The 21,835-nt window shown below is 70.9% G+C and carries 21 protein-coding genes; 17 read left to right on the top strand and 4 right to left on the bottom strand.

From position 1 onward, the window contains the following. The first annotated feature begins 25 nt into the window (after positions 1–25). The 6 genes from rpmJ (at position 26) to truA (ending at position 3,895) form a co-directional block, all read left to right on the top strand. Entirely contained in the window at positions 26–139 is a 114-nt protein-coding gene (rpmJ, locus tag ACZ7D7_RS03805; RefSeq protein WP_003998809.1) for a 50S ribosomal protein L36, read from the top strand. Between the two features lie 187 nt (positions 140–326). Further along, the gene (rpsM, locus tag ACZ7D7_RS03800; protein WP_006130767.1) at positions 327–707 is read left to right on the top strand and encodes a 30S ribosomal protein S13; all 381 of its coding nucleotides are present in this window, start codon (positions 327–329) and stop codon (positions 705–707) included. A gap of 66 nt (positions 708–773) precedes the next feature. Beyond that, a complete protein-coding gene (rpsK, locus tag ACZ7D7_RS03795; protein WP_003956432.1) occupies positions 774–1,178 on the top strand; it encodes a 30S ribosomal protein S11 in 405 nt (134 codons plus the stop codon). Positions 1,179–1,334: 156 nt separating this feature from the next. Next, on the top strand, positions 1,335–2,357 hold the full coding sequence (locus ACZ7D7_RS03790) for a DNA-directed RNA polymerase subunit alpha (RefSeq protein WP_009715858.1): 1,023 nt from the start codon (positions 1,335–1,337) through the stop codon (positions 2,355–2,357). A gap of 96 nt (positions 2,358–2,453) precedes the next feature. After that, positions 2,454–2,954, top strand: coding sequence for a 50S ribosomal protein L17 (gene rplQ, locus ACZ7D7_RS03785; RefSeq protein ID WP_470822054.1), 501 nt, complete (start codon positions 2,454–2,456; stop codon positions 2,952–2,954). 74 nt (positions 2,955–3,028) lie between these two features. After that, positions 3,029–3,895: a tRNA pseudouridine(38-40) synthase TruA gene (gene truA, locus ACZ7D7_RS03780; protein ID WP_470822053.1), complete on the top strand. Its 867-nt coding sequence runs from the start codon at positions 3,029–3,031 to the stop codon at positions 3,893–3,895. A gap of 13 nt (positions 3,896–3,908) precedes the next feature. On the opposite strand, the gene ACZ7D7_RS03775 is transcribed toward truA, so the two are convergent. Further along, entirely contained in the window at positions 3,909–4,895 is a 987-nt protein-coding gene (locus ACZ7D7_RS03775) for a hypothetical protein (RefSeq protein WP_470822052.1), read from the bottom strand. A gap of 38 nt (positions 4,896–4,933) precedes the next feature. On the opposite strand from ACZ7D7_RS03775, the gene ACZ7D7_RS03770 reads away from it, so the two are divergent. From ACZ7D7_RS03770 to ACZ7D7_RS03750, 5 genes are all read left to right on the top strand, one after another. After that, entirely contained in the window at positions 4,934–6,091 is a 1,158-nt protein-coding gene (locus ACZ7D7_RS03770) for a CapA family protein (RefSeq protein ID WP_470822456.1), read from the top strand. A gap of 206 nt (positions 6,092–6,297) precedes the next feature. Continuing rightward, positions 6,298–8,541 carry a HAMP domain-containing protein gene (locus tag ACZ7D7_RS03765; protein WP_470822454.1) on the top strand — a complete coding sequence of 748 codons (2,244 nt, stop codon included), beginning with the start codon at positions 6,298–6,300 and terminating at the stop codon, positions 8,539–8,541. Between the two features lie 6 nt (positions 8,542–8,547). Beyond that, positions 8,548–10,158, top strand: coding sequence for a poly-gamma-glutamate synthase PgsB (gene pgsB / locus ACZ7D7_RS03760; RefSeq protein ID WP_470822050.1), 1,611 nt, complete (start codon positions 8,548–8,550; stop codon positions 10,156–10,158). A gap of 48 nt (positions 10,159–10,206) precedes the next feature. Continuing rightward, entirely contained in the window at positions 10,207–10,689 is a 483-nt protein-coding gene (locus ACZ7D7_RS03755; protein WP_470822049.1) for a poly-gamma-glutamate biosynthesis protein PgsC/CapC, read from the top strand. Between the two features lie 17 nt (positions 10,690–10,706). Further along, entirely contained in the window at positions 10,707–11,783 is a 1,077-nt protein-coding gene (locus ACZ7D7_RS03750; RefSeq protein WP_470822048.1) for a C40 family peptidase, read from the top strand. 7 nt (positions 11,784–11,790) lie between these two features. On the opposite strand, the gene ACZ7D7_RS03745 is transcribed toward ACZ7D7_RS03750, so the two are convergent. Beyond that, positions 11,791–12,669, bottom strand: coding sequence for a hypothetical protein (locus ACZ7D7_RS03745; protein WP_470822047.1), 879 nt, complete (start codon positions 12,667–12,669; stop codon positions 11,791–11,793). 74 nt (positions 12,670–12,743) lie between these two features. On the opposite strand from ACZ7D7_RS03745, the gene ACZ7D7_RS03740 reads away from it, so the two are divergent. The 4 genes from ACZ7D7_RS03740 to glmM all read left to right on the top strand — a co-directional run bounded on the left by ACZ7D7_RS03740 (position 12,744) and on the right by glmM (position 16,824). After that, positions 12,744–14,003 (top strand): glycosyltransferase 87 family protein, encoded by a 1,260-nt coding sequence (locus ACZ7D7_RS03740; protein WP_470822046.1) that lies wholly within the window; start codon positions 12,744–12,746, stop codon positions 14,001–14,003. 205 nt (positions 14,004–14,208) lie between these two features. After that, a complete protein-coding gene (gene rplM, locus ACZ7D7_RS03735) occupies positions 14,209–14,652 on the top strand; it encodes a 50S ribosomal protein L13 (protein ID WP_030345455.1) in 444 nt (147 codons plus the stop codon). Positions 14,653–14,694: 42 nt separating this feature from the next. After that, on the top strand, positions 14,695–15,207 hold the full coding sequence (gene rpsI / locus ACZ7D7_RS03730; RefSeq protein ID WP_067271042.1) for a 30S ribosomal protein S9: 513 nt from the start codon (positions 14,695–14,697) through the stop codon (positions 15,205–15,207). A 258-nt stretch (positions 15,208–15,465) separates the two neighbouring features. Then, positions 15,466–16,824 carry a phosphoglucosamine mutase gene (gene glmM, locus ACZ7D7_RS03725; RefSeq protein ID WP_470822044.1) on the top strand — a complete coding sequence of 453 codons (1,359 nt, stop codon included), beginning with the start codon at positions 15,466–15,468 and terminating at the stop codon, positions 16,822–16,824. A gap of 95 nt (positions 16,825–16,919) precedes the next feature. Here glmM and ACZ7D7_RS03720 read toward each other — a convergent pair whose 3' ends face one another. Continuing rightward, positions 16,920–17,873 (bottom strand): DUF389 domain-containing protein, encoded by a 954-nt coding sequence (locus ACZ7D7_RS03720; protein ID WP_470822043.1) that lies wholly within the window; start codon positions 17,871–17,873, stop codon positions 16,920–16,922. 16 nt (positions 17,874–17,889) lie between these two features. After that, the gene (gene coaA, locus ACZ7D7_RS03715) at positions 17,890–18,879 is read right to left on the bottom strand and encodes a type I pantothenate kinase (protein WP_470822042.1); all 990 of its coding nucleotides are present in this window, start codon (positions 18,877–18,879) and stop codon (positions 17,890–17,892) included. Positions 18,880–19,087: 208 nt separating this feature from the next. On the opposite strand from coaA, the gene ACZ7D7_RS03710 reads away from it, so the two are divergent. Further along, on the top strand, positions 19,088–19,867 hold the full coding sequence (locus ACZ7D7_RS03710; RefSeq protein WP_470822041.1) for a hypothetical protein: 780 nt from the start codon (positions 19,088–19,090) through the stop codon (positions 19,865–19,867). 117 nt (positions 19,868–19,984) lie between these two features. Then, complete coding sequence (glmS, locus tag ACZ7D7_RS03705) at positions 19,985–21,832, top strand: glutamine--fructose-6-phosphate transaminase (isomerizing) (protein ID WP_470822039.1); 1,848 nt, start codon at positions 19,985–19,987, stop codon at positions 21,830–21,832. Positions 21,833–21,835 lie beyond the last annotated feature (3 nt).

The following is a 21,835-nucleotide window of genomic DNA, read 5'->3' as shown; positions in this document are numbered from 1 at the left end:
CAACTGACCCGGAGAACCTCACCCCATGAAGGTCAAGCCGAGCGTCAAGAAGATCTGCGACAAGTGCAGGGTGATCCGCCGTCACGGCCGGGTCATGGTCATCTGCGAGAACCCGCGCCACAAGCAGCGCCAGGGCTGACGCACGACCGTACCTCTGCGATTCGCAGATTTTCGCGCGACGCGAGCTGAATATCGTCATACGCAGAACCCGAGCCCGCGCGGCTCGACACCCTCGGTTCGGAGGCCGGGGACCCAGTTCGTACCTAGTACGGCGGCTGGGAGTCGGTTCTGTGGAAGACCTCCGAAGATCAAACTGGAGCCATTGAATGGCACGCGTTTCCGGTGTTGACATCCCGCGCGAAAAGCGCGTGGAGATCGCCCTCACCTACGTGTTCGGCATCGGCCGGACCCTCTCGCAGCAGACGCTCGCTGCCACCGGCGTGGACCCGAACACCCGTGTTCGCGACCTCACCGAAGAGCAGCTCGTCGCGATCCGCGAGTACGTCGACAACAACATCAAGACCGAGGGTGACCTCCGTCGCGAGATCCAGGCCGACATCCGCCGCAAGGTCGAGATCGGTACCTACCAGGGTCTCCGTCACCGTCGCGGTCTGCCCGTCCGCGGTCAGCGCACCAGCACGAACGCCCGTACCCGCAAGGGCCCGCGTCGCGCCATCGCCGGCAAGAAGAAGCCGGGCAAGAAGTAGTCCGCAGCGGACTCGCCGTCCAGCGGTCTTCGCTGTAGGACCGACCACCTCCCGTAGGAGATACAGATGCCCCCCAAGGGACGTCAGGGCGCTGCCAAGAAGGTGCGCCGCAAGGAAAAGAAGAACGTCGCTCACGGCCACGCGCACATCAAGAGCACGTTCAACAACACCATCGTTTCGATCACGGACCCGTCCGGCAACGTGATCTCCTGGGCCTCCGCCGGCCACGTCGGCTTCAAGGGCTCCCGGAAGTCGACGCCGTTCGCCGCGCAGATGGCCGCCGAGTCGGCCGCCCGCCGCGCCCAGGAGCACGGCATGCGCAAGGTCGACGTGTTCGTGAAGGGCCCGGGTTCCGGTCGTGAGACCGCCATCCGCTCCCTCCAGGCCACCGGCCTCGAGGTCGGCTCGATCCAGGACGTCACGCCGACCCCGCACAACGGCTGCCGTCCGCCGAAGCGCCGCCGCGTCTGACGCGAGGCTGCTTCACGCAGACCGAGGTTCCGGGCGGTACGGCTCCGTAAAGGGTCGTATCGCCCGTACCCTTGCAGTACCCGCACTTTTCACCGGGTGCGGTTTCCGTCGGGCGTCAAATAGCGGGCGTCCACGAAAGAAGGATCTGATCCACACATGCTGATCGCTCAGCGTCCCTCGTTGACCGAAGAGGTCGTCGACGAGTTCCGGTCCCGGTTCGTGATCGAGCCGCTGGAGCCGGGCTTCGGCTACACCCTCGGCAACTCCCTCCGCCGTACCCTCCTGTCGTCGATCCCCGGTGCCGCCGTCACCAGCATCCGCATCGACGGCGTCCTGCACGAGTTCACCACCGTGCCGGGCGTCAAGGAGGACGTCACCGACCTGATCCTCAACATCAAGCAGCTGGTCGTCTCCTCGGAGCACGACGAGCCGGTCGTGATGTACCTGCGCAAGCAGGGCCCGGGTCTGGTCACCGCCGCCGACATCGCGCCCCCGGCCGGTGTCGAGGTGCACAACCCCGACCTCGTCCTCGCCACGCTCAACGGCAAGGGCAAGCTGGAGATGGAGCTGACCGTCGAGCGCGGTCGCGGCTACGTCTCCGCCGTGCAGAACAAGCAGGTGGGCCAGGAGATCGGCCGTATCCCGGTCGACTCGATCTACTCGCCGGTTCTCAAGGTCACCTACAAGGTCGAGGCGACCCGTGTCGAGCAGCGCACCGACTTCGACAAGCTGATCGTCGACGTCGAGACCAAGCAGGCGATGCGTCCCCGTGACGCCATGGCCTCCGCCGGTAAGACGCTGGTCGAGCTGTTCGGTCTGGCCCGCGAGCTCAACGTCGACGCCGAGGGCATCGACATGGGCCCGTCGCCGACGGACGCCGCGCTGGCCGCCGATCTGGCGCTGCCGATCGAGGAGCTGGAGCTCACGGTCCGCTCGTACAACTGCCTCAAGCGCGAGGGCATCCACTCCGTGGGTGAGCTCGTGGCTCGTTCCGAGGCCGACCTCCTGGACATCCGCAACTTCGGTGCGAAGTCCATCGACGAGGTCAAGGCGAAGCTGGCCGGCATGGGCCTGGCCCTGAAGGACAGCCCGCCCGGATTCGACCCCACGGCCGCCGCCGACGCCTTCGGCGCCGACGACGACGCGGACGCGGGTTTCGTGGAGACCGAGCAGTACTGATCCGTACGTGATCGGTCGATGCCGGTGAGCATCCGCTCATCGGGTTCCTGACCCCGGTACCTGATACGGCCGGGGCAGACACACAGGAGAAGAACCATGCCGAAGCCCACCAAGGGTGCCCGTCTGGGCGGCAGCGCCGCGCACGAGAAGCTGCTCCTCGCGAACCTCGCGAAGTCGCTGTTCGAGCACGGCCGCATCACCACCACCGAGGCGAAGGCCCGCCGCCTGCGCCCGTACGCGGAGCGTCTGATCACCAAGGCGAAGAAGGGCGACCTTCACAACCGCCGCCAGGTGCTCCAGGTCATCACGGACAAGGGCATCGTCCACACGCTCTTCACCGAGATCGGCCCGCGCTACGAGAACCGCCCCGGTGGTTACACGCGCATCACCAAGATCGGTAACCGTCGTGGCGACAACGCGCCCATGGCCGTCATCGAGCTGGTCGAGGCGCTGACGGTCGCGCAGGAGGCCACGGGCGAGGCCGAGGCCGCCACCAAGCGTGCGGTCAAGGAAGACGCCCTCAAGAAGGACGAGGCCGTCGAGGCCAAGCCCGACGAGGCCGCCGAGGCTCCGGCCGAGGAGTCCAAGGACGCCTGAGGCAACACCTCGTGCTGAGCGGGTCCGTCCCTTGCGGGGCGGGCCCGCTTTCGCATCCTTGAGAGGATTCAGGAGTGAGTGACGAAGTACAGCCCGGGTTCGTGCGGGTGCGGATGGACCTGTCGTACGACGGGTCCGGGTTCTCCGGGTGGGCCAAGCAGGCCGGCGGGCGCCGGACCGTGCAGGGCGAGATCGAGGACGCGCTGCGCACCGTGACGCGGTCCGGGGACACGACGTACGAGCTGACCGTGGCCGGGCGGACCGACGCCGGGGTGCACGCGCGCGGGCAGGTGGCCCACGTGGACCTGCCCGCCGGGCTGTGGGCGGAGCACCGGGAGAAGCTGCTGAAGCGGCTCGCCGGGCGGCTGCCGCGCGATGTGCGGATCTGGTCCCTGACCGAGGCCCCGGAAGGCTTCAACGCCCGCTTCTCCGCGATCTGGCGGCGCTACGCCTACCGCGTCACCGACAACCCGGGCGGCGTCGACCCGCTGCTGCGGGGCCATGTCCTGTGGCACGACTGGCCGCTCGACGTCGACGCCATGAACGAGGCGGCCGAACGGCTGCTGGGGGAGCACGACTTCGCCGCCTACTGCAAGAAGCGGGACGGCGCGACCACCATCCGCACGCTCCAGGAACTCAGCCTGGTGCGGGGCGACGACGGCATCGTCACGGCGACCGTGCGGGCCGACGCGTTCTGCCACAACATGGTGCGCTCCCTGATCGGCGCGCTGCTGTTCGTCGGCGACGGACACCGCCCGCCGGACTGGCCGGGCAAGGTCCTCGCCGCGGGCGTCCGCGACTCCGCGGTGCACGTCGTACGGCCGCACGGGCTGACGCTGGAGGAAGTCGGCTACCCGGCCGACGAGTTGCTGGCGGCGCGCAACAAGGAGGCCCGGAACAAGCGGTCGTTGCCGTCGCAGTCGACGGCCGGGTGCTGCTGAGGCCGGAGGGCCGTCACTTCCGCTCCGCCCAGGTGGTGAGGAGCGCGGCGAGGGCCGCGGCGGCCTCGTCGGCGTCGCGGCCGTCGCCGCGGGCCTCGGGGGCGAGTTCCGCGTGGACGAACGTCGTGTGGTGCCGCTGGGCGGACCGGCCCTGGACGTTGGTGGTGCCCTCCAGCGGGCAGCGGGCCGACCAGCCGCGGCAGACCCGCAGGCCGTCCGCCGCCATGCGGTCGGCGAGCGCGCCGACCTCGGCGGGCGCGCTCTGGACCGCGCCGGTGGACAGGACCGCGTCGTAGGGCCGGTCGGAGTCGTCGTCGAAGCCGTGCAGTTGTAGGCCGGGCAGGCCGCGCTTCTGGAGTTCCAGGACGACGGCGTGGAAGGCGGAGTCCTCGCGGTGGGCGACGTCGGCGGCCTCGTCGCGGCCCGCGCGGCGGTGGGCCCCGGCCAGCACCAGGGCGCCGCCGGGGACGTCCTCCAGCAGGTCCACGCCGAGGCGTTCGGTGCGGCGGTCGGAGACCGGGTGCGGCACCTGGACGTTCCAGCGGGCCGTGGAGTCGGCGTTCACATACAGCCGGCCCCAGCGCGCCGCGTCGCCCGGGCCGGTCGCGGCGACCTCGTCGTAGCGGCGGCCGGACTCGGTGTCGGTGAGTCTCGTCACGCCGAAACCGGCGGAGGCGAGGTCGCGTTCCGCCTCGCGTGCCTCGCCGTCCAGGAGGTGTCCGACGCCCCGGGCCAGTCGCTCACGCTCTTCGTCCTCCGGGGGCGTGTAGCGGTCGCCGGGCCGGAACTCCGCCGTATACGCGAGGATTCGGCCCCGCAGGTCGACCAGTTCCCGGGCCGACGGAGCCGATTCGTCCGTTTCCTGCGGCGATGTCAACTGACAACCGAACAAGGTCAGCATCAAACCCACTTGGACAAGAAAGCGCGTGAAACGTGACTGTCTTGTGATGGGAGTGACAGATGCTGTTGTGACGGTCATGTGAACATGATTGCGTGACATTTCGAACGTCCCTCCGTAGGGGTCGCACTCTCGCCCTCCTGTCGACGGTCGCCGCACTGACCGCCGGGTGTGCCTCGGGCCCCGTGGAAGTGCAGGCCAAGCCGGGTGGCCGCAGCTTCACCGTCGCCGCCGCCGGCGACGTGCTGATCCACCCGGAACTGGTCGAGCAGGCGGCGAAGGACGCCGAGAAGACCGGCAAGGGGGAGGCGGGCCTGGACTTCGGCCCGCTGCTGGCCGGCCTCAAGCCCGTCATCAGCAAGGCCGACCTGGCGATCTGTCACATGGAGACCCCCGTCGGGAAGCCGGAGGGGCCCTTCGAGGGATACCCCGAGTTCCTGGTGCCGCCGCAGGTCCTGACGACGCTGAAGGACGTGGGGTACGACACGTGTTCCACGGCGTCGAACCACACCTTCGACCACGGTATGCCGGCGGTGCGACGGACCCTCGACGCCATGGACGAGGCGGGCCTCGGGCACACGGGAGCGGCGCGTACGCCCAAGGAGGCCGAGCGGATCAACATCCGTGACGTCAAGGGCGTCAAGGTCGCGCACCTCTCCTACTCCTGGGAGTCCTTCGTCCACCCCGTGCCCGAGAAGCAGCGCTGGGCGTTCAACCCGACCAGCCTGTCCGAGATCAAGAAGGACGAGGACCGCGCCCGTGGCAAGGGTGCCGAGGTCGTCATCCTCTCGATCCACTGGGGCGCGGAGTACTACAACGAACCCGGCGTCGCCCAGATGAGGCTGGCGCAGCGTCTCAGCGAGGAGACCGGCATCGACCTCGTGATCGGCCACCACTCCCACGTGGTCCAGCCGATCCAGAGGGTGAACGGCACGTGGGTCGCCTACAGCCTCGGCAATCAGGCGGCGCGGCACTCCTCGCCCATGGGCGTGACCGAGGAAGGCGCGATCGGCTGGTTCGAGTTCCGGGAAGGCGTGGACGGCTGGGACGTCGCCGCCCGGTACCGGACCACTCTGGTGGACATCCCGCCGGAGGTGGAGCCCGGCGAGAAGCTTCCCGAGGGCGCGGTCGAGGACCATCGCGTTGTCGACGTGGCACGTGTGCTGGGTGATCCGGGCGACGTGTCCGCGGACCGTCTCGCCCGCTACCGCCTGGCCGCGGACCGTACGCGCGGCTTCCTCTACAACCGGGGAGCGCCCGGCGGCGACGGGCTGAAGGAGCTCTCCCTCGGGGAGTGACCCAAAGCACATGCCGAATCGCGTCGCGGACCACAACCTTGGCGACCGATAAAAGTCTTTTGAGTGGATAAGCGTTGCGCGGCTGTGTCTGTGGTGGCCCCGGGCGCCGAAGACGCGTGGAAACCGAGGGAAGAGCACCGGTGACATCGAGCCATGGCGCGCGGACCGCGCGCGGCGGACGGCGGCGCAGCCGCAGACGCGCGGACATGCCGCTCCTGGGTGGTATCCGACCGCCCATCGCGGTGCTGTGCGTCCTGGTCCTCGCCCTGGCAGGTCTCACCGCCAAGGTACTCGGGCCCGGCGGCGAACCGGTCGTGCCGAAGGCAGTGCTCAAAGCCCAGGAGCACTTCGCGCAGGACGGTGCGATCGCGCTGCGCGCCTCGATCGACGAGCGGGTCACGGACCTCAACCGCACGGCGGCAGCCCTCAGCTCCGGCGCCCCGACGGAGCCCGAGAAGGTCCTCTCCGACCTGGGCAAGACCTACCAGAAGTGGACCGGCACCACGATCGTGGACCTGGCGACCGGGAACGTGCTCGCAGCGCGGGGCGAGGCGATTCCCCTGGCCTGGCTGAACAAGGACGTACTCGTCGGCAAGCACGCGCTCGCTCCCCGCATGGTGCGTCTGACGACAGGCGACGTCCGCCTGATGACGATGGCCGTGCTCGGCGGGAAGGGCGAAGGGCAGCAGCTGCTCGTCGCTTCCAACAGCCTGGCGGTGCCGCCCATCACGCTCGGGCCCTTCCGCACCATGGCGGTGGCGGCCCGCGACGGCGAGGTCCTCGCCACCGCCGGATTCGAGCAGTCCGAGGCGCTCAACTCGGACCAGCAGCGCAAGGAACTCACCTTCCTCCAAAAGCAGATGAGCACCCTCTCCGGCCGCGCCGCCGAAGAGGCCGAGCAGCACCCCGTCACCTCGAAGGAACCCGGCTCCCGCGGCTACCCCGGCGTCAGCGGCACCCTGCTCGGCGACGACTACAACGGCCGTATCGCCACGGCGGGCTACGCCTCCCTCGCCTCCTCCGACCCGGAGGACAAGAAGAGCGTCGCCGCCGGGCTCGGGCTCACCGTCGTCGCCATGCTGCCCGTGGTGCAGCAGCAGGCCGTCGCGCAGGACCGCGAGCTGTACGGCCTGGCCGTGGCCGGTGTCCTCGTGGTGCTCGGGCTGCTCGCCGTCGGCGTGCTGTGGGCGACCGTGCAGCGGCCCCTGCTGCGGCTGTTCCTGGAGTCCCGCCGCCTCGCCCGCGGCGACCTCACCCGGCCCGTCGCCGTACCCCGCTGGGCGGAGGCGGCGCGGATCGGCAATGCCCTGGAGCGGCTGCGCCTGCAACTCGTCGGCGGTGCCGACCCCGGCCCCGGCGGCCGGACCAGGAGCCGGGCCGGCGTGCGCGGCACCGTCGCGCTGACCGCCGTACTGCTGCTGCTGTGGTGCGTGCCCGTCGGGCTGCTGCTGAACCGCACCGACGGCTCCGTCAGCGTGCCCGCCAGCATGGTCAACGACCAGCGCGACCGCACCGACCTGATCGCCGACCGTGTCCGCCGCGCCCTCAACGAGGCGCAGGCCGACCTCGTCTCCACCTCCCGGCTGATCGACGCCGAGGACCCCGGCGCCACCGCGGGCCTCCTCAAGGACGCGCTGCGGGAGCACACCCGTTACGAGACGCTCTACGTCGTCGACGAGGACGGCGAGGTCGTCGCCCGGGCCGGTGAGGAGCCGCAGGCCGCGTGGGGCGCCGGCAAGGACCTGCCGCTGATCCGCGTCGCAGGGAAGGGCGAGAGGAAGCCCGTCGTCCAGGCCGGTGCCCCGGTGCCCGGACAGGACGGCACCACACTGGTCGGCGAGGTGCGCGTGACGTTCCTCAACTCGCTGCTGAACCGGCCCGGCCTCGGGGAGGTCCGCGTGGTCGACGCCGACGCGCTGACCGTCGCCGCCAACGACGGCTTCCTCGCCTTCGAGGAGCTGCCCCGCGAGGCCCTCGCCGACCTCGCGCGGGCGGGCAACGTGCAGGTGGGCGCCGGTCCCGTCGAGAACGGTCTGCTGCTCAGGGACGGCGGCGGCGTCACCGTCGCGGCGGCGGCGCCCTTCTCCGGCGGCGGCGTCGCGGCCGACATCGGCTGGACCGTCGTCAGCTGGCAGAACGCCAAGCACTTCCAGATCACCCCGTACGAGCGCGAGGACCGCAGCGTGCTCGCCGGGCTGCTCGGACTCGCCGCGATCGTGGTCTGCCTCGGCTGGATCCACCTCGTCGTCGTCCGGCCGCTGCGCGCCCTCGCCGCCGGTGCCGAGAAGCTCGCCGACGGCGACCTCAAGAGCGTCCACTACCCCCGCTACCAGGACGAGGTCGGGGCCGTCGTCCGCAGCCTCGAACTGCTGCGCCAGCAGTTGCAGGCCCGCAGACAGAACCCGGCACGCCGGCAGACCGAGCAGCGGCTCGGCGCCGGAGGAAGGTGACCGAAGGTGCTCTACCTCTACTTCGTCCTGCTGATCGGCGGGCTGCTGCTGTTCGCCGCGGGTGTCGTCGAGCAGCGCCGGCACTACGCCGCGCTGCACAGCATCCCGTCCCGCGTCCTCGTCAACGGCATCCGCGGCAAGTCCTCCATCACGCGGCTGTGCGCGGGCGCGCTGCGCGGCGGCGACCTCGTGACCGTGGCGAAGACGACCGGCACGGCCGCGCGCTTCATCCACCCCGACGCCACGGAGGAGCCGGTCTACCGCAAGTTCGGCATCGCCAACGTCGTGGAGCAGATCGGCATCGTCCGGCGGGCCGCCACCTACCGGCCCGACGCCCTCGTCATCGAGTGCATGGCCGTCATGCCGGCCCTCCAGGAGGTCAACCAGAGCAAGCTGATCCGCTCCACGATCGGCGTGCTGTGCAACGTGCGCGAGGACCACCTCGCCGAGATGGGCCCCACCCTGGACGACGTGGCCCGCTCGCTGTGCCGCTCGATGCCGGAGGACGGCATCTGCGTCACCGCCGAGAAGGAGCGCTTCCACATCCTCCAGGAGGAGGCCGACGCCCGTAACTGCCGGCTGATCTACGCCGACCCCGAGTCGGTCACCGACGACGAACTGCGCGGCTTCAGCTGGTTCACCTTCAAGGAGAACGTCGCGATCGCCCTGACCGTCGCCGAACTGCTCGGCGTGGAGCGCGAGGTGGCCCTCCAGGGCATGTACGACGCGCCGCCGGACCCGGGCGTCCTCTCCGTCGAGAAGTACGTCACCCACGAGGGCAAGCGGCTCGCCTTCGCCAACGTCTTCGCGGCGAACGACCCCGAGTCGACGCTGATGAACATCAACCAGCTGCTCGACCTCGGCGCCGTCCGCCGCCCGCTGAACGTGGTGATCAACTGCCGCCCGGACCGCGTCGAGCGCAACGGGCAGATGGGCGAGATCATCCCGGACCTCCAGCCCGACAACGTCTTCGTCATCGGACACCCCGCCAAGAGCGCCATCGACGCCATCCCCGCCGAGTGGCGGGACCGCGCCGTCGACCTCGGCGGCGACCGGCGCGCGGCCGAGGAGTTCATGCCGGCGCTGCTCGGCCGCATGTCGGACGGCTCCTCCCTCGTCGCCATCGGCAACATCCACGGCCAGGGCGAGGAACTCCTGGAGTACCTGGCCGAACTGCCCGCCGACGACAGCGACCCGGCCGCCGCCCCGGCCGCGTCCGCCGCCGCGCCCCAGCAGCCGCCCCGGCTCGACCCGTTCGCCCCGTACCCCGTGGCCTACGAGGAGCGGTACCAGGCCTCGCAGACGCAGGAGATCCCGGTCGTCAGCATCCCCGTCCAGCCGACGGGACCGCACGCCGACACCCGCTACGCGCCGCAGCGGCACCAGCCGTACGCGGACGAGGGCCAGGGCGCCTGGCCCCAGCAGCCGGCCCAGCCGTACGCGGACGCGGGTCCCGTGCCGCGGCAGCCTGCCCGGCCGTACCCCGACGCGGACCACGGGCCCCTGCGGCACCAGCCGTACGCACCCGGCCGACCGCCCGTGCCGTACGGCGAGGACCCCTACGGCCCGCCCTCCCACCCGACCGGCGGCGGCGGACGCCCCCCGCGCTCCTCCTGACCTCGCGGGCCCCCGCGCCCACCCCCGTAGACCTGCCCGGAGACCCCGTTGACCACCGCCGCGCTCACCCCCGAGATGGCCGCCCTCGGCATTGCCATAGGCCTGTTCTTCTCGCTGCTGTGCTACCTCACCACCAACCTCTCGCCCGGCGGGATGATCACTCCGGGCTGGCTCGCCCTCACCCTCATCGAGGACGTCCAGCGCGCGGCCATGGTGGTCGGCGTCACCGCGCTCACCTACGCCGGCACCCGGGTCATGCAGCGGCTGGTGATCCTCTACGGCAAGCGGCTGTTCGCCGCCGTGGTCCTGCTGGGCGTGCTGCTCCAGGCCACCGTGATGATCGTGCTGTCGATCGAGTTCCCGCTGCTGTACGGCAACCAGACCCTCGGCTTCATCGTGCCCGGCCTGATCGCCTACCAGATGGTCCGCCAGCCCAAGGGCGCCACCCTGCTGGCCACCGGCACCGTCTCGCTCCTGGCCTACATCGTCGTCGCCGCCGGTCTGCTCCTCGGCGTCATGCCCACCGTCTGACAACCCCGGAGAGAACCATGGCAAAGAAGAAGTCGAGGCCGGTCGTCTCGGGTCTCGTGGTGCTGGTGCTCGTCGCCACGTCGGGCTACCTGACCGTGGAACTGCGCAAGCAGGACGCCCCGGGCGTCACCGAGGTCACCAACGTCGGCGTCCTGGACGGCGCGCGCGGCTCCGGCGGCGGGTCGAAGGAGCGGGGCGAGCAGCGCTGGTCCCGGCTGGAGAACCCGGCGCGCAGCGTGCTGCGCGGGTCCGACGGCCAGATCAAGGCCGTCTTCACGGACGGGGCGCGCACCGCCACCCTGACCGGACCGGCCCGCACCTTCGAGGAACCCACGTCCACCGCCTCCAAGGTCTCCACCACGGACTGGGTGCGGCTCATGCCGGAGCCGTGGACGAAGGGCGCGCAGGACGAGAAGTGGTTCAAGGACTGGTACGCCGAGTACCGGGACAGCAAGGAGGACGACCTCTTCGCCTTCGCCTTCCAGTACGTGGCGGGCGCCCCGCAGAAGAAGGACGAGCAGGGTGTCGCGTACGCCGGGGACGCCAACTTCGGCCCGCTGAACACCGGCGGCGCCGAGGGCGGCGACCTGCGCCTTGAGCAGTCCGACTTCTACGACTACCTCGGCGTCCCGTACCCGTTCCGGGACGGCAGCGTCGGCGCGCCGGAGAGCATGCGGGCGAAGTCCCTGGACTGCTCCGGCTTCATCCGCATGGTGCTGGGCTACCGCGCCCGCTACCCCCTGATGTCGTCGGACCGCTCGGGCGACGGCCTGCCCCGCACCGCCAACGGCATGGCCCGCTCGAAGGAGGGCGTCGACGTGCTGCCGCTGACCGGCATCACGGCGAAGGACCGCCCGTCCGGCATCGACCAGCTCCAGCCGGGCGACCTCGTCTTCTTCAAGCTCGACGCCCGCACCAAGGAGCGCCTCGACCACGTCGGCATGGTCCTGGGCTACGACACCGAGGGCCACCTGATCTTCGTGTCGAGCCGCGAGGAGGTCAACGGCCCGACGATCGGAGACGTCGGCGGTGTCTCCCGGCTGGACGGCAACGGCTACTACGCGAAGACCCTGCGCAGCGCCAAGCGGCTGTGAGCCGCACCTATTCGTTCGCCGCCGCCGACGCCTGGGCCTCGCCGCGGCGGCGGATCTGGCGGAAGGCGAACTCGGCGAGGTCGTCGCCGGACGCGAACACCTCGGTGTTCTTCTCGGTGACGTCCTTGCCGCTGGGGTAGCCGGCGATCGTGAAGTAGGCGTAGCGGCCGTAGGAGTTGGTGGTCGAGCGGCAGACCGCGCCCGTGCAGAACGGCTGCACGCCGCCGCCGGACAGCGAGCGGATGATGCTCTTGGTGTCGGCCTGCTTCTTCGCCTTCAGGGCCTGCGCCTCGGTGTCGAAGACGGCGACGCCGACGGTCACGGCGACGCCGTCCCGGGTGTAGGTGACGCGCATCAGACGGGTGCAGTCGTTCGCCGTGAGGACCTTCGGCAGGGTGCCCTGGGCCGCGGAGGAGCAGGTCCGTGAGTCGGCCGTCGGGCCCTTCTTGTAGACGGTCCCGGCCATGGTCAGCTGCGTGCCCGGGAAGAGGATCTCGGGGCTGAGCGGGGCCTTGTCCTTCTTCTTGCTGGACACGAAGTCCTTCGGGTCCAGCGGGGGAGGAGCCGTGGTCGGGTCGAACGACGGCGCCGCCGCGCTCTTGCTCGGGATGTCGGCCGAGGGGAGCCCGGAGGCCGCGTCGTCGGACGGGTCGCCGCTGCCGTTCGCCGAGACGACGGCCACCGCGACGGCCGCGCCTATCGCGACGGTGGCGAGCGCGCCACCGCCGATCATCAGCAGCCGGCGCCGCTTGGCGCGGGCCTCGGACGCCTCGGCGAGGGCCGCCCAGTCCGGGGTGCCGTCGCCGCCGCTGTTCCAGGGCTGCTGCTGGGAATGCGGTTTCCAGGGATCCCACTGAGACTGGGGTCCCCCTTGCCCAAAGCTCATGGGGCGCATCTTAGACGGGGCAAGGGGCGTGCTGTTCCGCCCCGACGAGGGCCGGGGCCCCTAGCGTTCTGCCAATGAGAACAGACAAAAGCGGCATCTCCGGGTGGTTGGTGCGGCCGGCCGGCGGGCATCTGTGGGCCGGGCTCGCCGTCGTGCTCGCCGTGCTCGCCGCCCGCACGGTGCGCGGGCGCCTGGACGGGGGGATGGACAACGCGATCGTCGTCGAGGCCGCGCGCACCTGGCTGCACGGCGGCTCCCCCTACGGCGACCCGCACTTCCTCTATCTGCCGGGCGCGGTCCTGGCCGCCGTACCGCAGGCCCTGCTGCCGCAGGAGGTGCTGCGCGTGCTGGTGCCGCCGGTGACGGCCGGCCTGCTGGCCCTCGGCTGGGCCTGCGCCCTGCGGCTGCACGGCGTGCCGCTGCGCAGCCGCCTCGCCGCGCTCGGCCTCGGTTGTCTCGCGGTGGGCTTCGCGCCGTTCGGTCACCTGGTGCACCTGGGCAACTGGACGGTGACCGCCGCCCTCGCGCTGCCGCTGTCCCTGCTGCTGGCGAGCCGCGGCCGGTGGGTGGCGGCGGGCGCGGTGGTCGGGGTGGCCGTGGCGCTGAAGCCGCTGCTGGTCCCGCTGGCGCTGCTGTTCCTGTTCGCGCGGCAGTGGCGGGCGCTGGCCGTGCTGGTCCTGCTGCCCGCCGTCGTCTCCGCGTCGGCCGCCCTGCTGATGCCGGACCCGGCGGGCTTCTTCACGCGCACCATGCCCTTCCTGCTGAGCGGCGACGACGGCTTCGTCCGCCTCTACGAGGCCTCGCCGGGCGCCGTCCTGCCCCGGCTCGGCGTGCCCCGGACGCTCGCCGGGCTGCTCGCCTTCGCGGCGGCAGGCGCCGGAGTGCTCTGCGCGTACCGGCGCTGGCGATGCGGCGATCCAGGCCCGCTGCGGCCCGCCGAGACGGCCGCGACCCTCATGCTCTCGGCGTTCCTGGTGTCCCGTCCGTCGTACGACCACTACCTCGTGGTGGTCGTGCCGGTGCTGCTGGCCGGGCTGCCGTACGCCGCCTCCGTCGCCCGCGCGCCCTGGTTCTGGCTCGCGCTCGTGCCGCAGCTGCCGGGGCTGACCTGGCCTTATCTGGAGCGGGAGCAGCGGCGCGCCTTCAAGGACGCCTTCACGCTGTGCGCCCTCGCGGTCACGCTCATGCGGCACGCGTGCGCGGCCCCCGCGCCCGGTGCTGCGGGCGCCCCCGGCGGGGCGGCGGTGGCGCGGCCGGGCGGGGAGCGGGTGGGCGCCGGTCGCGTAGGCTGGGAGGGGCAGGAGTCAGGCGTCCGGCGGGATCGCTCGTTTTGACCCGTCCGGGGCAGCCCGGCTATCCTGCATGTTCGTTGTGTATTGGCTTGCTCATTCTCACGGGACGGGCCCTTACACCGGTCCACCGGGCCGATGACCAGCGACCCCATGTACGCGGTATGCGTCGCCGCCGTGCGGTCAAGGCTGTCGTGATCGTTTCGGTGACCTTGTCAGGACCATTCACTCGAAGCGAAGGCTACGAACCGTGCGTACGTACAGCCCCAAGCCCGGCGATGTGACGCGCCAGTGGCACGTCATCGACGCTCAGGACGTTGTCCTGGGCCGTCTCGCCACCACCGCCGCCACCCTTCTGCGGGGCAAGCACAAGCCGATCTACGCGCCGCATGTCGACGCTGGTGACTTCGTCATCATCATCAACGCCGACAAGGTGCACCTCTCCGGCAACAAGCGGACCCAGAAGATGGCGTACCGCCACTCCGGTTACCCGGGTGGTCTGCGCTCCGTCCGTTACGACGAGCTGCTCGACAAGAACCCCGAGAAGGCCATCGAGAAGGCCGTCAAGGGCATGCTCCCCAAGAACACGCTGGGCCGTCAGATGCTCTCGAAGCTGAAGGTCTACAAGGGTGACCAGCACCCGCACGCTGCGCAGCAGCCGGTGCCGTTCGAGATCACCCAGGTCGCGCAGTAAGTCCGGCCACCCCCTAAGACTGAAGAGAATCTGAGGAGAATCGTGGCCGAGACCACTGCCGAGCAGCCGCTCGAAGAGATCGACATCGACAGCTACACCACCGAGTCCGAGGTGCCCGTCGAGGGCGAGTACACCTCGGAGTCCCTGGCCTCCCGCTTCGGCGAGCCCCAGCCGGCCGCCGGCCTGGGCCGCCGCAAGAACGCCATCGCCCGCGTCCGGATCGTCCCGGGCACCGGCAAGTGGAAGATCAACGGCCGCACCCTCGAGGACTACTTCCCGAACAAGGTGCACCAGCAGGAAGTCAACGAGCCCTTCAAGGTGCTCGAGCTCGAGGGCCGTTACGACGTCATCGCCCGCATCGCCGGTGGCGGCGTCTCCGGCCAGGCCGGTGCCCTCCGCCTCGGTGTCGCGCGCGCCCTCAACGAGGCCGACGTCGACAACAACCGCGGTCCGCTGAAGAAGGCCGGCTTCCTGCGCCGCGACGACCGCGCGGTCGAGCGGAAGAAGGCCGGTCTGAAGAAGGCCCGCAAGGCTCCGCAGTACAGCAAGCGCTAAGCTCCGCTGCCTGCTCGTACGTCCTACGAGCCGGATCGGCTCGCTCGTACGTACTCCGAACGCCCCGGCGGCACGCCACAGTGCTGCCGGGGCGTTCGTTTATCACGGCCGTTGGGCGTATAACGGCACAAGACGCTCAAAGGCTTGTGTGTTCGGATGCCCGGGCATGGACCGGCATCACCGGCCCGGGCCACGGGAACCGCCTGCGCGAGCCGCACCGGCACGGTTTCCGTCATTGACGCTTCCTCAGGAGGACAAGTGGGACGACTCTTCGGCACGGACGGCGTGCGCGGTGTCGCCAACGCGGACCTGACGGCGGAGCTGGCGCTCGGCCTCTCCGTCGCCGCGGCGCACGTGCTGGCCGAGGCGGGCACGTTCGAAGGGCACCGGCCGACCGCCGTGGTCGGACGTGATCCGCGCGCGTCCGGGGAGTTCCTGGAGGCCGCCGTGGTCGCCGGTCTCGCCAGCGCCGGCGTCGACGTCCTGAAGGCCGGCGTGCTGCCGACGCCCGCGGTCGCCCACCTGACCGGCGCGCTCGGCGCCGACCTGGGCGTCATGCTGTCCGCCAGCCACAACGCCATGCCGGACAACGGCATCAAGTTCTTCGCCCGCGGCGGCCACAAGCTCGCCGACGAGCTGGAAGACCGCATCGAAGCCGTCTACGAGGAGCACCGCACCGGCGCCCCCTGGGACCGCCCGACCGGCGCCGGCGTCGGCCGGGTCCGCGACTACGAGGAAGGGCTCGACCAGTACGTCGCCCACCTCCTCGGCGTGCTGCCCCACCGCCTCGACGGCCTGAAGATCGTCCTCGACGAGGCGCACGGCGCCGCCTCCCGCGTCTCGCCCGAGGCCTTCACCCGGGCCGGCGCCGAGGTCGTCACGATCGGTGCCGAGCCCGACGGCCTCAACATCAACGACGGCTGCGGCTCCACGCACCTCGGGCTGCTGACGGCCGCCGTCCTGGAGCACGGCGCCGACCTCGGCATCGCCCACGACGGCGACGCCGACCGCTGCCTCGCCGTGGACCACACCGGCGCCGAGGTGGACGGCGACCAGATCCTCGCCGTGCTCGCGCTGGCCATGCGGGAACGTTCCGCTCTGCGCTCCGACACCGTCGTCGCGACCGTCATGTCCAACCTGGGCTTCAAGCTCGCCATGGAGCGCGAGGGCATCTCCCTCGTGCAGACCGCCGTCGGCGACCGCTACGTCCTGGAGGAGATGAAGGAGCACGGCTACGCCCTCGGCGGCGAGCAGTCCGGGCACGTCATCGTCCTCGACCACGCCACCACCGGCGACGGCACGCTCACCGGCCTGCTGCTGGCCGCGCGGGTCGCCGAGTCCGGCCGGACCCTCCGGGAGCTGGCGTCCGTCATGGAACGGCTGCCGCAGGTGCTGATCAACGTGAAGGACGTCGACAAGTCCCGCGTGAAGACCTCCGCCGACCTCGCCGCCGCGGTCGCCGAGGCCGAGCGGGAGCTGGGCTCCACCGGCCGGGTGCTGCTGCGCCCCTCCGGCACGGAACCCCTGGTCCGCGTCATGGTCGAGGCCGCCGACATCGACCAGGCCCGCTCGGTGGCGAGCCGCCTGGCCGACGTGGTGAAGTCGACGCTCGGTTAGACGCTCGCTCAGCGGAACGCGGGATGCGGGGGGTGGCGCGGCGCGGGCTCGATCACGGCTGAGCCGCGCCTCGCCCGCGGCGCGGTGCTCGCGTTCTACGCCATGCCGTCGGCCCGTACCGGCTTGCGTTTGTGCTGGCGGGACCAGAGCCACTTCTGGGTCAGCAGGGTGAGGATGCCGGCGATCATGATGCCGACCAGGTTGAGCAGGAGCTGCTGCGTCGAGCCCCACATCTGCTTCGCGTCGCCGTAGCTGAGGGCCACGGCCGCGTTCGCGGCGGCCGGGACGGTCGTCACGGAGATCGCGACGCCGACCAGCGCGCCGGACTTCGACGACGTCAGCGACAGCGTCCCGGCGGCGCCCGCGAGGACCGCCACGACGAAGGAGAACCAGTCCGGGGCGTACACGAACCCGGTGTTCGGACGGTCCGCCTCCAGCTTGGCCTCGGTGAACAGGCCGACGCCGTCCATGAACCAGCTGAACGCGACCGTCATCGCCATCGCCGCGGCGAACCCGGCCAGCAGCGCGATCAGCGACCGCAGCGCGAGCCGCGGCGCCCGCTGCACGGCGGCCGTGCAGATCCCGGCGAGCGGGCCGAACTCCGGTCCGACCGCCATCGCGCCGACGATGAGGATCGCGTTGTCGAGGACCACACCGCACGCCGCGATCATCGTGGCCAGGGTGATGAAGGCGACGTAGGTGACGGAGAGCGTCGACTCCTCGTGCGTGGCGTCCGTGAGCTGCTCCCACAGCACCGCGTCCGCTGCCTCGCCCGGCGCCTCGTGCTCGGCCTTGTCGGCGCGGCTCGACAGCGACAGGTCGATGTTCTCCACGGCGATCGAGCCGGACTTGTCCAGCCCCAACTCCCGCAGTTCCTGGAGGAGTTCGTCGCCGGTCTCGCGGGCGACGTCGCACATGACGACGTCCCCGGTCGGGTTGCGGGCCGCGCCCGGCATCACGCAGACGTGGGTGGTGCCGACCGTGTCCTCGATCAGGCGGACCACGTCGTCCGTCCGCTCGGCCGGGGTGATCAGGCGCAGATGCAGCATGGCCGCAGCGTAGCCGTCACAGTTTGCGCAGACTCAGCCGCTGCACCGTGTGGTCCGGCCCCTTGCGCAGCACGAGGGTGGCCCGGCCCCGGGTGGGGGCGATGTTCTCCACCAGGTTCGGCTTGTTGATGGTGCGCCACATGGTGCGCGCGTAGTCGAGGGCCTCCTCCTCGGAGACCTGCGTGTACTTGCGGAAGTACGAGGACGGGTTCTGGAAGGCCGTCGCGCGCAGCTTCTTGAAGCGGTCGAGGTACCAGCGCTCGATGTCCTCGGTGCGGGCGTCGACGTACACGCTGAAGTCGAAGTAGTCGGCGAGGCCCACCCTGGTGCGGCCGTCCTTGCCGGGCATCGCGGGCTGGAGGACGTTGAGGCCCTCGACGATCAGGATGTCGGGGCGGCGCACGGCGAGCTTCTCGCCGGGGACGATGTCGTAGATCAGGTGGGAGTAGACGGGCGCCGTGACCTCGCTCTTGCCGGCCTTGATGTCGGCGACGAACCGGGTCAGGGCCCGGCGGTCGTACGACTCGGGGAAGCCCTTGCGGGACATCAGGCCGCGGGCCTGGAGCTCCTTGGTCGGCAGCAGGAAGCCGTCCGTCGTCACCAGCTCGACGCGCGGGTGCTCGGGCCAGCGCGACAGCAGCGCCTGGAGGAGGCGGGCGACGGTGGACTTGCCGACCGCGACGGAACCGGCGACGCCTATCACGAACGGCGTGCCCGACTGGGAGCCCTGTTCGCCGAGGAACGTGTTCAGCGCCCCCCGGAGACCGTCCGTGGCGCCGACGTACAGGTTCAGCAGGCGGGACAGCGGCAGGTAGATGTCCCGCACCTCGTCGAGGTCGATGACGTCACCCAGTCCGCGCAGCTTCTCGACCTCCTCCGCGGACAGCGGCAGCGGCGTCTTGTCACGCAACGCGCTCCACTCGGCTCGGGTGAGATCGACGTAGGGAGTCGCCTCCGGCCGCTGCCGGTGGGCGCTCCGGGGGATCGCGGGGACCGGAGAGATCACAGTCCATTGTTAACGGAGTTTGAACCGGGGGGAGGGTGGGGTGCGTCACGCCGGCGCGCGGCCCGCGGCGGTCACGGGGGCGTCACGGTCGGGTACCGGGTCGGGCCTCCATGATCGTTTGTGGGGTTTCTGTGCGTAAAGTGCGCGCACAGGTTGCGAGGGGGGCGTGGTTTCGCGCGGGCCTTCGCGCGTTCGAAAGAGAGACCACGTGAGATCCATCACCGTTCGCCGTGCCGCCCTCGCCGCGTCCACCGCCGCGCTCGCCCTCCTCGTCACCGCCTGCGGCGGCAGCGGCGGCGACGACGCCAAGGACGGGGGCGAGCCCTCGGCGGCCCCGGAGAAGACCACCGCCGCCAAGGCGCTGACCGCCGCCGAGCTGGAGAAGGCCGCGCTGGCGCAGACCGACGTCAAGAGCGGCAAGGTCGCCGCGAAGGTGCCGGCGGCGAGCGACGTGGCCCCGGACGAGGTCACGTCGGGCGACGAGGCCTGCGCCCCGCTCGCGCGCGCCCAGTCGGGCACGTACGCCGGCACGCCCGCCGCGGACGTCAAGCGCATGTGGACCGGCCAGCCGGAGAAGCCCGCCAAGGGCGCGAGCATCGAGGACAGCGTGGCGGCCGCCCTCGACCTGGAGCAGGTCGTCGTGACCCTCGCGTCCTACGACGACGGCGGCGCCGAGCGGGCGCTGAAGGACCTGGCCACGGCGGCCGAGAAGTGCGCCGGCGGCTTCACGTACACCGCCAAGGGCAACGAGACGAAGGTCCTGTCGGTCGCCACGACCGCCGCGCCGCAGGGCGGGGACGAGGGCCTGGCCCTGACGGCGACCATCGACGCCGAGGAGGGCGTGAAGGCCCCGATGAAGGTCGTCGTCGTCCGCAAGGGCGCGACCCTCGCGTACTTCCCCGCCGTGAACCTCGCCTCGGCCGGAACGGGCAAGGACTTCACCTTCCCGTCGGAGATCGTCGACGCGCAGGTCGCCAAGCTCGGCTGACGGTCCATCAGCACACGTGGAGATTCCCGCCGGGAGGTTCGTACCCCGGTGGGAATTTCCGATTTCGGGCACGCTGCGGCCGTTTTTGGCGCGGAACTGATCGTAGGCTGCCGTTCCATGTGCGGAATCGTGGGATATGTGGGGTCGCAGTCGGCGCTCGAGATCGTGACGGCCGGACTGAAGCGACTGGAGTACCGGGGCTACGACTCGGCGGGCGTCGCGGTGCTCGCGGACGGCGGACTGGCCGCGGCCAAGAAGGCCGGGAAACTGGTCAACCTGGAGAAGGACCTGGTGGAACGGCCGCTGCCGACCGGCACCACCGGCATCGGGCACACCCGCTGGGCCACCCACGGCGGGCCGACGGACGCCAACGCCCACCCGCACCTCGACAACGCGGGCCGGGTCGCCGTCGTCCACAACGGCATCATCGAGAACTTCGCGCCGCTGCGCGCCGAACTCGCCGAACGCGGCCACGACCTGGCCTCCGAGACCGACACCGAGGTCGTCGCCCACCTCCTCGCCGAGGAGTTCTCCTCCTGCGCCGACCTGGCGGAGGCGATGCGGCTGGTGTGCCGGCGGCTGGAGGGCGCGTTCACACTGGTCGCGGTGCACGCGGACGAACCCGGCGTCGTCGTCGGCGCCCGCCGCAACTCGCCGCTCGTGGTCGGCGTCGGCGACGGCGAGGCCTTCCTCGCGTCGGACGTCGCCGCGTTCATCGCCCACACGCGGTCCGCGATCGAACTCGGCCAGGACCAGGTGGTGGAGCTGCGCCGCGACGGCGTGACCGTCACCGGTTTCGACGGCAGCCCCGCCGACGTGCGCGCGTACCGCATCGACTGGGACGCCTCGGCCGCCGAGAAGGGCGGCTACGACTACTTCATGCTCAAGGAGATCGCCGAGCAGCCCAAGGCGGTCGCCGACACGCTGCTGGGGCGCATCGACCCCTCCGGTTCGCTCACCCTGGACGAACTGCGCATCTCTGCGGCTGAGTTGCGCGAGGTGGACAAGGTCGTCATCGTCGCGTGCGGCACGGCCTACCACGCCGGGCTGATCGCCAAGTACGCCATCGAGCACTGGACGCGGATCCCCTGCGAGGTGGAGCTGGCGAGCGAGTTCCGCTACCGGGACCCGATCCTGGACCCCCGCTCCCTGGTCGTGGCGATCTCCCAGTCCGGCGAGACGATGGACACCCTGATGGCGCTGCGCCACGCCCGCGAACAGGGCTCCAAGGTGCTGGCCATCTGCAACACCAACGGCTCGACCATCCCGCGCGAGTCCGACGCCGTGCTCTACACGCACGCCGGGCCGGAGGTCGCGGTCGCCTCGACGAAGGCGTTCCTGACGCAGCTCGTCGCCTGTTACCTGGTCGCGCTGTACCTGGGCCAGGTGCGCGGCACCCAGTGGGGTGACGAGATCCGGGCGGTGATCCGGGACCTGTCGCACATCTCCGGCGCTGTCGAACGCGTGCTGGAGACGATGGAGCCGGTACGGGAGCTGGCTCGCTCGCTCGCCGCGAAGAACACGGTGCTGTTCCTGGGCCGGCACGTGGGCCACCCCGTCGCCCTGGAAGGCGCGTTGAAGCTGAAGGAACTCGCCTACATGCACGCCGAGGGCTTCGCCGCGGGCGAGCTGAAGCACGGGCCGATCGCGCTGATCGAGGAGGACCTGCCGGTGGTCGTCGTCGTGCCGTCGCCGAAGGGCCGGTCCGTCCTGCACGACAAGATCGTGTCCAACATCCAGGAGATCCGCGCGCGGGGCGCCCGCACGATCGTGATCGCGGAGGAGGGCGACGAGGCGGTCGCCCCGTACGCCGACCACCTGATCCGCATCCCGGCCACCCCGACCCTCCTCCAGCCGCTGGTCGCGACGGTCCCCCTCCAGGTCTTCGCCTGCGAACTGGCGACGGCCCGGGGCAACGAGGTGGACCAGCCGCGGAACCTGGCGAAGTCGGTGACGGTGGAATGACCT

The sequence above is a fragment of the Streptomyces sp. NPDC037054 genome, assembly GCF_055606745.1.
The sequence above is the reverse complement of the archived record's forward strand: the minus strand, read 5'-3'. Positions and strand labels throughout refer to the sequence as shown.

Bases quoted from the DNA above. Each gene is read 5' to 3' on its own strand.
- ACZ7D7_RS03750 (WP_470822048.1), top strand. From the start codon at position 10,707: ATGGCAAAGAAGAAGTCGAGGCCGGTCGTCTCGGGTCTCGTGGTGCTG.
- ACZ7D7_RS03745 (WP_470822047.1), bottom strand. From the start codon at position 12,669: ATGAGCTTTGGGCAAGGGGGACCCCAGTCTCAGTGGGATCCCTGGAAA.
- ACZ7D7_RS03720 (WP_470822043.1), bottom strand. From the start codon at position 17,873: ATGCTGCATCTGCGCCTGATCACCCCGGCCGAGCGGACGGACGACGTG.
- rplQ (WP_470822054.1), top strand. From the start codon at position 2,454: ATGCCGAAGCCCACCAAGGGTGCCCGTCTGGGCGGCAGCGCCGCGCAC.
- glmS (WP_470822039.1), top strand. From the start codon at position 19,985: ATGTGCGGAATCGTGGGATATGTGGGGTCGCAGTCGGCGCTCGAGATC.
- ACZ7D7_RS03775 (WP_470822052.1), bottom strand. From the start codon at position 4,895: ATGTCACGCAATCATGTTCACATGACCGTCACAACAGCATCTGTCACT.
- rpsM (WP_006130767.1), top strand. From the start codon at position 327: ATGGCACGCGTTTCCGGTGTTGACATCCCGCGCGAAAAGCGCGTGGAG.
- ACZ7D7_RS03790 (WP_009715858.1), top strand. From the start codon at position 1,335: ATGCTGATCGCTCAGCGTCCCTCGTTGACCGAAGAGGTCGTCGACGAG.
- rpmJ (WP_003998809.1), top strand. From the start codon at position 26: ATGAAGGTCAAGCCGAGCGTCAAGAAGATCTGCGACAAGTGCAGGGTG.
- ACZ7D7_RS03740 (WP_470822046.1), top strand. From the start codon at position 12,744: ATGAGAACAGACAAAAGCGGCATCTCCGGGTGGTTGGTGCGGCCGGCC.
- rpsK (WP_003956432.1), top strand. From the start codon at position 774: ATGCCCCCCAAGGGACGTCAGGGCGCTGCCAAGAAGGTGCGCCGCAAG.
- ACZ7D7_RS03765 (WP_470822454.1), top strand. From the start codon at position 6,298: ATGCCGCTCCTGGGTGGTATCCGACCGCCCATCGCGGTGCTGTGCGTC.